The sequence below is a fragment of the Bifidobacterium simiiventris genome, from assembly GCF_019331715.1.
GTDB classification, from domain to species: domain Bacteria; phylum Actinomycetota; class Actinomycetes; order Actinomycetales; family Bifidobacteriaceae; genus Bifidobacterium; species Bifidobacterium simiiventris.
The window spans coordinates 41,013-55,986 of the sequence record NZ_JAHBBG010000015.1; the positions used below are offsets into that span (position 1 = coordinate 41,013).

General features: G+C 61.9%; 8 protein-coding genes. All 8 read left to right on the forward strand.

The features are described from left to right. Positions 1–18: 18 nt before the first annotated feature. The 8 genes from pglZ to KIH76_RS10665 all read left to right on the forward strand — a co-directional run bounded on the left by pglZ (position 19) and on the right by KIH76_RS10665 (position 14,291). The gene (gene pglZ / locus KIH76_RS10630; protein ID WP_219070628.1) at positions 19–2,658 is read left to right on the forward strand and encodes a BREX-1 system phosphatase PglZ type A; all 2,640 of its coding nucleotides are present in this window, start codon (positions 19–21) and stop codon (positions 2,656–2,658) included. 48 nt (positions 2,659–2,706) lie between these two features. Further along, positions 2,707–4,950, forward strand: coding sequence for a BREX system Lon protease-like protein BrxL (brxL, locus tag KIH76_RS10635; protein WP_219070630.1), 2,244 nt, complete (start codon positions 2,707–2,709; stop codon positions 4,948–4,950). Between the two features lie 109 nt (positions 4,951–5,059). Then, positions 5,060–6,115, forward strand: a complete 1,056-nt coding sequence (locus tag KIH76_RS10640) for a tRNA (adenine-N1)-methyltransferase (protein WP_214374608.1) — start codon at positions 5,060–5,062, stop codon at positions 6,113–6,115. A 91-nt stretch (positions 6,116–6,206) separates the two neighbouring features. Beyond that, complete coding sequence (locus KIH76_RS10645) at positions 6,207–6,764, forward strand: SixA phosphatase family protein (protein ID WP_219070631.1); 558 nt, start codon at positions 6,207–6,209, stop codon at positions 6,762–6,764. Positions 6,765–6,899: 135 nt separating this feature from the next. Next, positions 6,900–9,203 carry a 5-methyltetrahydropteroyltriglutamate--homocysteine S-methyltransferase gene (metE, locus tag KIH76_RS10650; protein WP_219070633.1) on the forward strand — a complete coding sequence of 768 codons (2,304 nt, stop codon included), beginning with the start codon at positions 6,900–6,902 and terminating at the stop codon, positions 9,201–9,203. Between the two features lie 65 nt (positions 9,204–9,268). Further along, positions 9,269–10,114, forward strand: coding sequence for a methylenetetrahydrofolate reductase [NAD(P)H] (gene metF, locus KIH76_RS10655; RefSeq protein WP_214374611.1), 846 nt, complete (start codon positions 9,269–9,271; stop codon positions 10,112–10,114). Positions 10,115–10,216: 102 nt separating this feature from the next. Next, positions 10,217–13,354, forward strand: coding sequence for a bifunctional [glutamine synthetase] adenylyltransferase/[glutamine synthetase]-adenylyl-L-tyrosine phosphorylase (locus KIH76_RS10660; protein ID WP_219070634.1), 3,138 nt, complete (start codon positions 10,217–10,219; stop codon positions 13,352–13,354). 82 nt (positions 13,355–13,436) lie between these two features. Beyond that, positions 13,437–14,291 (forward strand): HAD family hydrolase, encoded by an 855-nt coding sequence (locus KIH76_RS10665; RefSeq protein ID WP_219070635.1) that lies wholly within the window; start codon positions 13,437–13,439, stop codon positions 14,289–14,291. Positions 14,292–14,974: the final 683 nt, after the last annotated feature.

The window sequence follows — 14,974 nt, forward strand, 5'->3', positions numbered from 1 at the left end:
ACAACGAAAGGACCCCGCATGAGCAGCGGCATGCAGATCGGACGATTGCTGGCGTCCCGGTTCGCGGTATTCGACGGGACACCGTACAGCGCCGGGCGCATCGTGTTCTGGTATGACGAGCGTGGCGAGTTCGAGGACCAGCTGACCGACATCGCCGGGTCGGATGCTGCCGACGAGACGTTGCGCGATGTTCAAATCGTGCGTCTGGAACGCAATCCGTTCGCGTTGAAGCATCGCATGCTCATCGAACAACCGACCGCGAAGTTCCTCGTGTATCTGACCGGCAAACTGCCCAAAGACGAAGACAACTGGCTGTTGGATCTCGAACTGGCATACGGACCACTGTTCACCGCCGACAAGCTGTCGATGATCGTCCATGAACTGTTCCCGCGCGAAACGTCCGCCGTCACTCGCGATACGTGGCTCGCCATCATGCAGCGCACCAAACCGTTCTTCGAGGACGACGAACTGGTCGAATCGTTGGCAAGCCGTTTGCGAGCCAACGATGACGAACGTGATTTCCAGGCGAAGATGATCGCCGTGCTCTTGAGCTTGCCGGCGGGGGAGCACAGTCTGCAATCGATCTGGCGCAAACTGCTCGAACAATACGCGCAAGGTGACACGGACGGCATCGAACGCATCGAAACGATGGGACTGCTCGACTACCACTGGACCGGCACACGCGGCATCTACCGGTTCGACGCGGACCGGTCATTGGCGCATCCCACGGTGAAGGACTTCGTGCTCTGGCTATTCCGCTTGGCATGGAACGGATTCAGCGACGCCGAGCATGGCGCCGACTACTATGCGAACATCCGCCGCGACTTCGACATGTGGCGCAACGATCCACGGTTCGCGCCGGTGATGCGGGCCCTGGCCGAGGACGTGTTCTCCGACCTGTCGATTGACCACGACATCGCCCGTATGGAATTGGACGAACTGACGTCGCGCGGCGTTTTCCGCGAAGTCGACGAGCAGCTCGTGGAACTGCTGTACGCGGACCTCGGCAACGAGAGCATCACCGACGATGACGTGCAACGCATCGTCGCATCCCGCCAATACGGCCTCTGGCATGATGATTTCGCCAAGGATTATGCCGTCATCGCCGCCGCCAGCGCATTGCGGGCGCAACTGCGCACGGCCCGGCCCGTCATGGCGTCCATCACGTCAGCGCAAGCCGGATTCAGGATCTACGCCGACGACTTGTGTCGCGTCGACGGCTGTTACCGTCGGTTCGTCGCCGCATGGAAAGCGAGCAGCCGGCCGTTCAGCGGCAGAATGGTCGCGGAAAGCCTCGAACAGGAATACGCGCGTTATCAGGCCGATCTCGGCATGGCATGGCAGACGCAGGTCAACACGATGACCGACTGGTCGATCGACGATGTCCCCCCGCAAACCGACTTCTACACGCGTAATGTCAAGAAAACGACCGACGCCGGCAAGAAGATCGCCGTCATCATCTCCGACGCGCTACGCTATGACGTGGCCGCGGAATTCCGCGAACGGCTGGGCTCGCAAAGCCGCTGGAACGCCACGATGGACGCGCAACTGGGCGTGCTGCCCTCATACACGCAACTGGGCATGGCCGCGCTGCTGCCGCACACGACGCTCGCATTGGACCCGGCGGACCACTACTCCGTGCTCGCGGACGGCCAATCCACCAAGGGCACGGCCGCGCGGGACTCGATCCTTTCCGCAGTGAACGGCACCGCAGTGGACGCGGAAACGCTGATGAACATGAAACGGGACGAATACCGCGAACTGGTCAAATCCTGCAACGTGCTCTACGTCTACCACAACGTCATCGACGCGACCGGAGACAAGGCCGCAAGCGCGTCGGACGTATTCGGCGCATGCGAGCGCGCGCTCGATGATCTGGACGGCATCGTCAAGCGACTGGCCAACGCAAACGTGACCAACATGATCGTCACCGCCGACCACGGCTTCCTCTACCAAGACCATGACGTGACCGATGCCGAATGGCTGAGCGAAACCCCATCCGGCGACGTGATCTGGCAGAAGAAGCGGCGGTTCGTCATCGGCTCCAACCTTGCGAACAAACCCGCGTTCGTCACGTTCGCCGCCGCACAGGTCGGACTGGCCGACCCGAGCGACGAGCACGTGACCATACAGACTCCCAACGGCATCCATCGGCTGCGCATCCAAGGCGACGGCGCACGATACGCGCACGGCGGCGCCGCACTGCCGGAAATCGTGGTGCCGGTCGTACACATCAACAAAGGCCGTTCAGCCTCCGGCGACGCACGCCAGGTGGAATTCCGCATCCTGCAGAACACCGACCGCATTACCACCGGACAGATCACCGTCGACTTCCTGCAGACCGAACCGGTGGGAGGCAAGATATCCGAACGCACCGTGCTCGCCGGACTATGGGGCGTGGAATCAAACGGCCACGCCACGCTGATCTCCAACGAAGTGCCGCTCGCCTTTGCATCCACATCCAAAGATCCGGCCGAACGCCACGTCCCGGCCACATTCCTGCTGACCACGGACGCGGACCGGTTCAACAACACCGTCATCGAACTGCGATTGAGCGAGCGGATTGCCGGCTCCAACCAGACGCGCAGACTTGATGCCAAGAAGGCGGAATACCGGCTCCAACGCGGACTCGTGATCGACGACGGTTTCGACTTCTGACACGAGGCCAGACAACTTGAGCAACGACAGACGGGTAAGGTAGGAACCATGACCAACGAAGAGCATGCGGCGGGCAACACGCCGGCCGAACAAGGCAGCGTTCCGCCGATGAGCGAACTGGACCGCAAAGTGACCGCCGAAGTCTCCGGATACACGGTGCGCAAGGACCTCGTCAGCAAAGTCAAAGGCAACGCGCTCGTTCCCTCGTACGTGTTGGAGTATCTGCTCGGCAAATACGCGACCACCACCGATGCGAACAGCGTGCAGGCCGGCGTGGAACGGGTGCGGGCCATCCTCGCGGACAACTACGTGCATCGCGAGGAAGCCAACCTCATCCAGTCGAAGATCCGCGAAAAAGGCCGCTATCAGGTCATCGACAAAGTGCAGGTCGCACTCAACGAAAAACTCGACCAGTACGAGGCCACATTCGAAAACCTCGGCATCAGTCGGGTCGTCGTCGACTCGCAAACCGTTCGGAACAATCCCAAGCTCATGGTCACCGGCATCTGGTGCATGTGCACGCTGGTCTACGCCTACTCGGGCGACCCCAAGGACGTGCCGTGGCGGCTGCACCGGCTCATGCCCGTGCAGATGTCGCACGACGACCGGGAAAACTATCTCGCGATGCGCTCGCGGTTCACGGCCGACGAATGGATCGACCTGCTGATGCAGTCGGTCGGATTCAACCCGTCGCAGTTCTCGGATCGCGCCAAACTGCTGCATCTGGTGCGCATGATCCCGTTCGTGGAACGCAACTACAATTTGATCGAACTCGGGCCGAAAGGCACCGGCAAGTCGCACATCTACTCCGAGTTCTCGCCGCACGGCATGCTCATCTCCGGCGGCGAGGTGACCGCGGCGAAACTGTTCGTCAACAACACGACCGGGCAGATCGGTCTGGTCGGGTTCTGGGACACGGTCGCGTTCGACGAGTTCGCCGGCAAAACCAAGAAGGCCGATCGCGCGCTCGTGGACATCATGAAGAACTACATGGCGAACAAGTCGTTCTCGCGCGGCCGCAACACCATGCAGGCGGAGGCGTCCATGGTGTTCGTGGGCAACACGTCGCACAACGTGCCGTACATGCTCAAGAACACCGACCTGTTCGAGGAACTGCCCGCCCAATACCATGACCCGGCCTTCCTTGACCGCATCCACTACTATCTGCCCGGCTGGGAGTTCGAGCAGATCCGCAGCGAGATGTTCACCTCCGGTTATGGGTTCGTGGTCGATTATCTGGCCGAGATCCTGCACAACTTGCGCAATGTAGACTACGGGTCTGCATTCGAGCGGTACTTCACGCTTTCGCCGTCGCTGTCCACGCGAGACAAGGACGGCGTGCGCAAGACCTTCTCCGGACTGATGAAACTCATCTACCCGTCCGGCGATGCGACGATGAGCGAGATGGAACCGTTGCTGCGCTGCGCCATCGAAGGACGCAAACGCGTCAAGGACCAGCTGTGCCGCATCGACTCGACGATGGCCGAGGTCGACTTCAGCTACATCCGTGCCGGCTCCACGGAACCCGTCGCCGTGCATACGCTCGAAGAGGACGACTACCCGGAGCTGTATTGGCGGGACGGGAACGGGCGTGACGACGTTGCGGCTGTGGAGAATACCGCGATGCCGGGCATGCCAGTGACAGTCGCCGTTGCCGATCCCGTCACCAACGGCGTGGACGCCAAGTCGATTCCATCCGCAACGGATGGCCAAACCCAGCCCACGGGAGATTCCTCCATACAGTCCGTGACTGCGGTGAAGAAGTCTGTTTTGTCGCGCATCGAACGCGCCGCCGCAGCGGCCCGTGAGGGCCATCTTGAATTTGCCGAAAACCAACGGGGCATCACGTACAACAAACTGTTCGGCGCGTATGTGGCCGGCGCAAAGCGCATCACGCTGAAGGACCAGTACATCCGGATGCCCTATCAGATTCGCAATCTTGCCGAATTCCTGGAAACCGTGCTTAACTACACCGATCGAGGGGACGAAGTACAAGTGCACTTGGTCACGGGGCGCACCGAGCCGCAATTCCTTGATCAGCAGATCGAAGACCTGAATGCCGTGCAGGCCGAGTTCGGGGAGCTGGGCATCGTTTTCACATATGAATTCAGCGACTCCGGACACGACCGTTCCATCGTCACCGATACGGGATGGCGCGTCATCCCCGGCCGCGGGCTTGATATCTATCAGCCGTACAGCTTTGACTGGCTCAACCCGCTCACGCGGCAGCAGTCGTTGCGGCGTGCCAAGGAGTTCTCCGTGACCTATCAGAGGACTGACCGGGACGAGTGAATGGGCATTACGGTTCCTGGGATTGCTCGGCGCGATCCCGGGAACTGGATACACTGGTATCCGCTTTATATCGGGACCGGATACTAGAGATCCACAAGGAGAGACAGTCATGCAGGAACGTCGCGGGGCGTTGCGCGCCGGCGAGAAGGTGCAGTTCACCGATCGCAAGGGCAAGAAGATCACCGACCAGCTGGTCGCCGGCGGCTCCACACAGACCGAGCATGGCCTGATCCTGCACGGTGATGTGATCGGCCGTACGGAAGGCATCGTCGTGACCACCGTCACCGCGAAACGTGAGGCGCAGGTCAATCAGGTGCATCCTGAACGTGACGCCAACAAGCCGTGGAAGGCCGCCCGCGCGATCGGCGGCTGGGACTATGCGGTCATGCGTCCGCGACTGGCCGACTACGTACTGTCGATGCCGCGCGGCGCGCAGATCATGTACCCGAAGGACATCGCGCAGGTCATCCAGCTCGGCGACATTCGCAAAGGTCTGCACGTGCTCGAATCGGGCGCCGGTTCGGGCGCTATGAGCGTCAACCTGCTCGATGCGGTGGGGGAGAACGGCCATCTGACCACGATCGAGCTGCGCCCCGACTTCGCGCGCGTGGCCGAGGCGAACGCGACCCTGTACTACGGCGAAAAACCGGCATGGTGGGACCTGAAGACCGGCGACTTCGACTCGGTCGCTGCAAGTCTGCCGGAACATGAATACGACCGCATCATGCTCGACATGCTCGACCCATGGAACCGGCTCGAACAGGCGTACCGCGTGATCGCCCCCGGTGGCGTGCTCGTCTGCTACATCACCACGACCACGCAGATGTCGCGTCTGGTCGAAGCGCTGCGCGACTCCGGCCGCTGGACCGAACCGGACATTCAGGAGACGCTGGAACGTAGTTGGAAGGCGCAGGGATTGGCCGTGCGTCCCGACCACCAGATGATCGGCCACACCGGGTTCCTCGTCGTCTCGCGCGCGATGGCGGAAGGCTTCGCGGCGCTCAAGAAACGCGACCGCGTCACCAAGGACACGACCACCGACATCGACTCGCTCACGGACGACGAACGCGCCGCGCAGCTCGAGGATCTCGAACTGCGCGACATCTCAGACCGCAAGTTGCGCAAGGTGCTGCGCGATCTGGACGCGCAGGTCTCGCACCTGTAACCGGGTGAATCCCGTGCAACACGCGGGATGAAAGTTCACTTTCATCGGCCATAATAGGGGGCAGTTTTATCGCTTCACCGAAAGGGCGGTCATGGCCGTGAAATTGGGCAAGGTCGAGAAAAAAGCCAAGTCGTATGATCATATCCTCATCATCATGAGGCATGCGAAGGCCGAACCGTTCGGCGAACACGGCGACCGCGACCGTCCGCTGTCCGACAAGGGACTCAAGCAGGCCAAGGCCGTGGGCAAGGGGCTGCTGGGTTTGGGGCTTGTGCCCAACCGTATAGCGTGCTCCGGCGCGTTGCGTACCCAACAGACTTGCGCGAAGATGCTCAAAACCTTCGGCGACGTGCCCAAGGTCGACTATCGGCAAAGTCTGTACGACGGCGGCATCCAGGCCGTGCTCGACGAACTTGTGCAGACCAAGGACAAGCATCGCGTGCTCATGGTGCTCGGTCACGAGCCGACCATGTCGATCGCCAGCCAATGGCTTGCCTCGCATGATTCCGACCCGGCCACGCTCGACCAGCTCAACCTCGGCCTGTCCACCGCGTCCATCGCGGTCTTCGGCTCGAACAAGCCGTTCAGTCAATGGCAGCTGCACGACGCCGACCTGATCGCCGTCATCACCCCCAACGACTTCGACTGAGCGCGGCCGGCGACGACCGTCTCGACACTGCTATAAGGCTTGCTTATAGCGACACCCAAGTTCCCTTGATGCCTTACATCCGGCCGATCTGTGATAGGTTGGCCGGGTTGCAATTGTAAGATTTCAGGAGGAACCATGTCCGCACTGACTTCCGTTTCCGGTTTTCCGCGCATCGGCCAGAACCGCGAACTGAAGAAGATCATCGAAAGCTACTGGAAGGGCGCCGCCTCGCTCGACGACGTTCGCGCCACCGCCAAGGATCTGCGAGCCAAGCACTGGAAGCTGCAGGCCGACGCCGGCGTCGACCTGATCCCCAGCAACGACTTCAGCTACTACGACCAGATGCTGGATACGGCGATCCTGCTTAACGTGATCCCGCAGCGCTACCAGCGTCTTTCCTTCGACAATCCGGAGGAAACGCTGTTCGCGATGGCCCGTGGCTATCAGGGCGAGCACGGCGACGTGACCGCCCTGCCGATGAAGAAGTGGTTCACCACCAATTACCACTACCTCGTGCCGGAGATCGAACCGTCCACCGAGATCAAACTCAACAGCACCAAGCCGTTCGACGAGTTCAACGAGGCCAAGGAGCTCGGCATCCTCACCAAGCCGGTGCTCATCGGCCCGTACACGTTCCTCAAGCTCGCCCGCAATGACCAGGCGGAAGAAATCGAATACGACAAGGGCCTCGTGAACGCGGTCGCCGCCGTGTACGCCGAAGTGCTCGCCAAGTTCGCCGAGCTCGGCGCCGCATGGGTGCAGATCGACGAGCCGTACCTCGTGCTTGACAAGGAGCCGGGCGACGTCGAACTGTTCAAGACCCTGTACACGAAGATCCTGCCCGCCCGCAACGGCAAGGTCAAGGTGCTGCTCAACACGTACTTCGGCCACATCGCCGACGTGTACGAGACCGTCAACCTGCTCGGTTTCGACGGCATCGGCCTCGATCTCAACGAAGGCAAGGACGAGAACCTCGCCGCCGTCCAGCAGCACGGCGTGAACTCCGCGACGACGATCTTCGCCGGCGTGGTCAACGGCCGCAACATCTGGCGTAACAACTACGCCGTGAGCCTCGGACTGCTCGACGCGCTCAAGCAGGTTACGCCGAACGTGGCCGTGTCCACCGCCTCCTCCCTGCTGCACGTGCCGTTCAGCACCGAAGGCGAGACCGCGCTCGATCCGGCTGTGCTCAAGCATTTCGCGTTCGCCGTCGAGAAGGTCGGTGAACTGGTCGAGATCGCCAAGCTGGCCGACGCGAGCGATGACGAGAAGAAGGCGTCTGCCGAACTGGCCGCCAATCAGGCGCTGTTCGACGGCACCCGCGTCACTCCCGATCAGGCCGTGGCCGACCGCATCGCCAAGCTCACCGAAGCCGATTTCGTTCGTCAGCCGGCCCGCGCCGAACGTCAGAAGGAACAGCGCGAGGCACTCGGCCTGCCGCTGCTGCCGACCACCACGATCGGCTCCTTCCCGCAGACCAAGGAGATCCGCGCCGAGCGTGCGCGCTTCCGCAAGGGTGAGATCACCAAGGACGAATACGACACGTTCATCAAGGGCCAGATCGATGCGTGCATCAAGCATCAGGAGGAGATCGGCCTCGACGTGCTCGTCCATGGCGAATTCGAGCGCAACGACATGGTCGAATACTTCGGCCAGAACCTCAACGGTTTCCTGTTCACCAAGAACGCCTGGGTGCAGTCCTATGGCACCCGCTGCGTCAAGCCTCCGATCGTGTGGGGCGACGTCTCGCGTGCCAAGCCGATCACCGTCGAATGGTCCGCGTACGCGCAGAGCCGTACCAACCATGTCATGAAGGGCATGCTCACCGGTCCGGTCACCATCCTCAACTGGTCCTGGCCGCGCGAGGACATCACCCACGAGCAGCAGACCCAGCAGCTCGCCCTCGCCATCCGCGACGAAGTGCTCGACCTCGAGGCCGCCGGCATCAAGGTCATCCAGATCGACGAGGCCGCACTGCGCGAGAAGCTGCCGCTCAGGAAGACCGACTGGCACAAGAAGTACCTTGACTGGGCCATCCCGGCCTTCCGTCTCGTGCACTCCGGTGTCAAGCCGACCACGCAGATCCACACGCACATGTGCTACTCGGAGTTCAACGACATCATCCGTGATATCGACGCGATGGATGCCGACGTGATCTCCTTCGAGGCGTCCCGCGGCGATCTCGTCGTGCTCGACGCGATCCACGACGCGCACTTCGAGACCGAGGCCGGCCCGGGCGTCTACGACATCCACTCGCCGCGCATCCCGTCCGAGGCCGAAATCGAGGAGCGCATCTACGAGATCCTCAAGAAGATGGACGTCGAGAAGGTGTGGATCAACCCCGACTGCGGTCTGAAGACCCGTGGCAACGCCGAAACCTGGCCGAGCCTCGAGCATTTGGTCGCGGCCGCCAAGGCCGTGCGCGCCAAGCTCGCCTAAGTCTTTACTGGCATAACGGCTCCCCTCACACGAGGGGAGCCTCTTCATTCATAGGAGCATCAACCATGCACTCTCCGATGTTCTCGCTGGAAGTCTTCCCCCCGAAGCGCGACGCGCCGATCGGCACGATCTACGATGCGCTCGACGGGCTCGAAGGACTCAAACCGGACTTCATCTCAGTCACCTACGGCCACGGCACCCATGCCGATCGCACCGCCACCGCGCGCATCGCCAACACGATCCGCCAGGATTATCAGATCCCCACGGTCGCGCATCTGACCGCCCTGTACTCCGACGAGGCGAAGATCGACGACGCGCTCGGTCTGTTCACCCAGGCCAAGGTCAGCGGCGTGCTTGCGCTGCGCGGCGACCACCTCGACGGCCTCGAACCGGTCGACGTCTTCCTGCACGCCAGCGACCTGATCGCATACATCCGCGACCGCAAGCCGGATTTGAAGATCTACGCCGCCTGCTATCCGGAAGGCCACATCGAATCCGAATCCCTGGACGACGACATCGCCCACCTGAAAACCAAGGTCGACGCCGGCGCCTCGCACCTGATCTCCCAGCTGTTCTACGACAACGCCGACTTCTACCGCTTCCTCGACAAAGCGCGCGCGGCCGGCATCGCCGTGCCGATCGAAGCGGGCATCATGCCGGTCACCTCCGCCAAATCGGTCCTGTCGATGGCCGCCAAGAACAACACGCGCATCCCCAAGGCCGTGTCCGCCATGCTCGACAAGTGGGGCGACGACCTGCCGTCGCTGCGCGCGGCCGGCATCAACTTCGCCGCCCAGCAGATCACCAACCTCGTCGCCAACGACGTGGACGGCATCCACCTGTACACGATGAACCGCCCCGGCACCGCACGGCATATTTGGCACAACGTGTCCACGCTGTTCTCAAAGTAGCCGCCGGCGACTGTCCCGAACCGCAGTACGGCAACGTCTGCCGCGATGTTTCCGTGTCTGATCGCACGCGCCGAGGCAGACGATGCAGTACATTGGGACAGTATGGATGCCACGCGAGAATTCAAAGTAGGCGCACGCGAACTGATCCATGCCGGATTGCAGGATCTCGACGCCGCGCGGATACAGCTCGACAGGCTCGCCGCTGACGGGGTTGGCGAGCCGCGATTGCGCGAACTGCTGTCCGATCTGGAAAAGGCCTGCGATCCGGACATGGCATTGGGCAATCTGGTCGACATCATCAACGCGCTGCAAAGTCAAGGGCGCACGTTGGACGAGATCCTGCCCGACGAGCAGGCGTTCGCCAGACTCATGGCCGTGCTTGGCGTGTCCGACGCGATGGGCAAGCTCATGCGATTCCGTCTTGATCTGGTCGAGGCGGCGGCCAGCGACGGCTGCAATTCCCACCTGTTCAATCACGACCAGCGTCGTTCCCACGTACTGGAAGCGGTCGGAGCCGATCCCGCCGATTCCAACGCGCCCGTCGCAACGCTGAGCCTCGCGGATGCGACCACCGCGCTGCGACGCACCTATCGCAAGCAGCTGGCCGCGATCATCGCGCAGGACACGCTCTCCGACGATCCGATCGCCCTGCAGCCGCGCATCAGCGAGGAACTGTCCGACCTTGCCGACGCGGCGCTCGAAGGTGCACTGGCCATCGCCCGGCATGAAGTGGATGGCAGCGAGCACGTGCGTTTCACCATCATCGGCATGGGCAAACTCGGCGCCCGCGAACTGAACTACGTATCCGACGTGGATCTGATCTACGTCGTCGAACCGGCCGATACCGAAACCGGGCATCAGGCGCTCACCCGCGTCGGCACCAAGATGGGTACACTGCTGCAACGCGTATGCCAATCCGTCATCATGGGTGTCGCGGAACCGACCCTGTGGCAGATCGACGGCGGCCTGCGCCCTGAAGGCAAGGACGGTCCGTTGGTGCGCACGCTCGAATCGCATCAGGGCTATTACGAGCAGTGGGCGGAGAACTGGGAGTTCCAGGCGTTGCTCAAGGCGCGGCCCGTTGCCGGGGACAAGGATCTCGGCAAGGCATATATGGACATGACCCGGCCGTTCGTCTGGACGGCGTCGAAACGCGACAATTTCGTATACGACTGCCAGAAGATGCGCAAACGTGTCGAGGACCTCATCGCCGCGCCGCTCAAGGACCGCGAGATCAAACTCGGCCGCGGAGGTCTGCGCGACGTGGAGTTCACCGTCCAGATGCTTCAGCTCGTGCACGGCCGCGCCGACGAAAGCCTGCGCACTTCGTCCACGCTCGAATCGCTGCAACGGCTCGCGGACGGCGGTTATGTGTCGCGCAAGCAGGCCGCGAAGCTTTCGTGGGACTACCGGTTCGAGCGTGTGATGGAGCACCGCCAACAGATGTGGGCGCTTAAACGCACCCACCTGTTCCCCGACCTCGGGCAGGGCAGCATCGGCGGTCTCGACCGCAAGCGCGACATCAGCGACGAGGCGCTCAATCAGAATCCTGAACTGCGTCGGCTCGCCCGAGCGTTCGGCATGCATCCCGAGGAACTCGTCAACAAATACGACGAGACCCGTCGCGAAGTCCGCCGCCTGCACATGGATATCTATTACCGTCCTATGCTGCCGATCGCGGCATCTGCGGACGGCGACGGCGTCACCCTGTCCGAGCAGGCCGCACACGAACGATTCGCGTCCATCGGATTCGCGGACACTGATGCGGCCATCCGCCATGTCCACGCGCTGACCGCCGGCGTCTCGCGCGCCGCGAAGATCAACCGCATCATCCTGCCCGCCGTGCTCCAATGGCTCGGCCAAGGCCAGAACCCCGACATGGGTCTGCTCAGTTGGCGCAAGCTCGAGGAGAACTTCGGCACCGACAGCGAATACCTCGGCTTCCTGCGCGACTCGACTTCCGCCGCGCAGCGTTTGTGTCACATCCTGTCCAATTCGCGTTTCCTCGGCGACGCGCTCAACAAATCCGTCGTCTCGGTCACCTGGCTGGGCGACGACGAGCGTCTGCGCGCACGTTCACGCGACAGTCTCGACGTGCAGTGCGCGTCGTCGCTGTCTCGCAACGCCGGCAACATCAACGATTTCGCGACGTCGATGCGTGCCATGCGCCGTCATGAGATCGAACGTATCGGCCTGGCGTGGATGAGCGGCGTGATGGACGACGCTGACTCGCTGCACGGCATGACCGACGTGTACGACGCGATCATCGACGCCTCGCTCACCTGGGCGATACGTAACCAGTGCCGTGAACTCGGTCTACCGGAAGACCGGCCGCCGGTCGCCATGTCGGTCATCGCGATGGGCCGGTACGGCGGTCGTGAGGTCAACTTCAGTTCCGACGCCGACGTGATCATCATCTACCGGCCGAACAGTGCCGGCAGTGGCGATGACGACGGAAGCGTCGCGTTCGACGAACAGTCCGCCAACCAGTTCGCCCGCAAGGTCTGCGAATCGCTGCGCCAGATCCTGCAGGGGCCGACCACGCTCGAACCGAAGATCGAGCTCGACATGGATCTGCGACCCGAAGGCAAGAACGGTCCGCTCGTGCGATCCTACGAATCGTGCCGCGAATACTATGCGTCGTGGGCGAGCACGTGGGAACATCAGGCGCTGCTGCGCGCACGGTACGCCGCCGGCGACCGAGCGCTGGCCGAGGACTTCCTGCACGAGCTTGCGGACCCGTTGCGCTACCCGGTCAACGATCTGACCGAATCCGAGCTGGGGGAGATCCGCAAGCTTAAGGCCCGCATGGAAGCCGAGCGTCTGCCGCGCGGCGTGCGGCGCGACCGGCATTTGAAACTCGGCAAGGGTGGCCTGTCGGATATCGAATGGACCGTGCAGCTGCTGCAGTTGCGTCACGCCGGCGACCACGCCGCATTGCGGCTGAACTCCACGCTGGAGACACTCGATGAACTGGAACACATGACGTACGTCAGCGTGGCCGATGCTATGGTGCTGCGCAAGGCGTGGCGCATGTGCACCGCCGCGCGCAACGGCAACTACCTATGGAGCGGACGCGTCTCGCAGGCCGACATCCTGCCGGACGACATCTATTCGCTCGGCGGCATCGCCGTGTACCTGGGCTATGACGCGCACCGCGGCCAGCATTTCGAGAACGACCTGTTATCGGCCATGCGCAAGGCGCGCGACGTGACGGAACGGCTGTTCTACGGCCGGTGACCGTTCGATTGGGCGCGTAAGGTCGGTAGGTTTCTGTCCGATCGATCAGGATGAATGACGCTGCAAGAAAGGTGAGATTGCGATGAACGCAACGGCGACCCCCAAATTGGTATTCCTCGACATCGACGGTACGCTGGCCGACGAACGGCATGTCGTGCCTCAATCCGCGCAGGACGCGTGTCGTCAGGCGCAGCGCAACGGGCACAAGCTGTTCATCAGCACCGGCCGTTCTCTACCGAAGATCGAACACAGCATTCTCGATCTCGGATTCGACGGCGTCGTCTCCGTCGCCGGCGCTCAGGCGAACATCGGCGACCGTGTGCTGTTCCAGCATTTCGTAGCGCCCGAGGACATTGACCGGACGAACGAGTACTTCCGCCGCCACGGCATCGAGAACTATCAGTGGCAGGGCGCCGATGGCATGTATATCTCGCGCGGATACCTGCACCACCTGCAGGAGACGAAGGGATCGGTATGGAACGCCGGCGAATTCGCCCGCTACTGGCATGTGATGGATGAGATCGAAGTGCCGGAAGGCTCTACGCTCGGCCATATGATTCGTGCCAGCAAGGGATCGTATTTCTCCGGTCCGAACCCGGATGTGACCTTCGAGGACGTGCGCCATGACATGAGCCCGTGGTTCCAGTTGGTGCACGGCTCATACGACGAGATCTCGCCGAACAATGGTGAGCTGCTCATCAACGGCGTGGATAAGGGGAGCGCGGTGCGTGACGTGGCGCGTCTGCTTGGCTACGACATCGCCGACACGATCGCGATCGGCGACAGCGACAACGATGCGGCGATGCTCAAGGCGGCCGGCACCAGCGTGGCGATGGGCAATGCGGTGCATGGCATCGAGGCGTTCTGCGACATGCAGACCACCGATATCCATGACGATGGCATCGCGAACGCGTTCCGCATGTTGGGTCTGATCTGAACCGACGGGACCGATACGACTGTTCATCGCCAACGGGGGCGTGACGTCGGCGACACAGGAAGTGGCGGTTTTCTCCTGCAAGGCAAGCACTTGGCGGGAGAAAACCGCCACCGTCGTTTATGACGCCGTTGCGACGGCCGCCGCGTCGATTGTTGCTCGGGCGGGAACTGCCGCCTCTCGGATGCTTGCGCGGCTGGTTCTTTTTGCGACACGCCGGTGGTGGTTGTTTTTTGGTGGTGTTGGGTGTGGTTTGTGGGGTTGGTTGGTGTGGTTTTGGGGTGTTTTTGGGTGTTTGCGACACGCCGGTGGATGGTAGTGTTTTCAGTGGTTTTGTGGTGGTTGTGTGGTGGTGGGTTTGCGTTTGTGGTTGGGGTGGTGTAAGTTATTCACTCGCTGCCGCTGAGCGGTCGGGTTCCTCCGGTTGGAGGGGTTTGGTTCCGGTCTGTCGTGTGGTGGTGGTTTGAGAACTCAAGAGCGTGTTTGTACTACTTCTTTATAGTCAATGATTGCCAGTTCATTCCTCGCTTCCTGTTTGGGGAGTCCATGAGAGTGGTTAATGAGGGGTGAGGTTTTTGTGTGGACGTCCTTCCTTATAGGATGTTCCGTCAATTGATGTTTTGAGAGTCATTCAATGGTTCTCTTCACGAGGTTTTTTTGTGGAGGGTTCGATTCTGGCTCAGGAT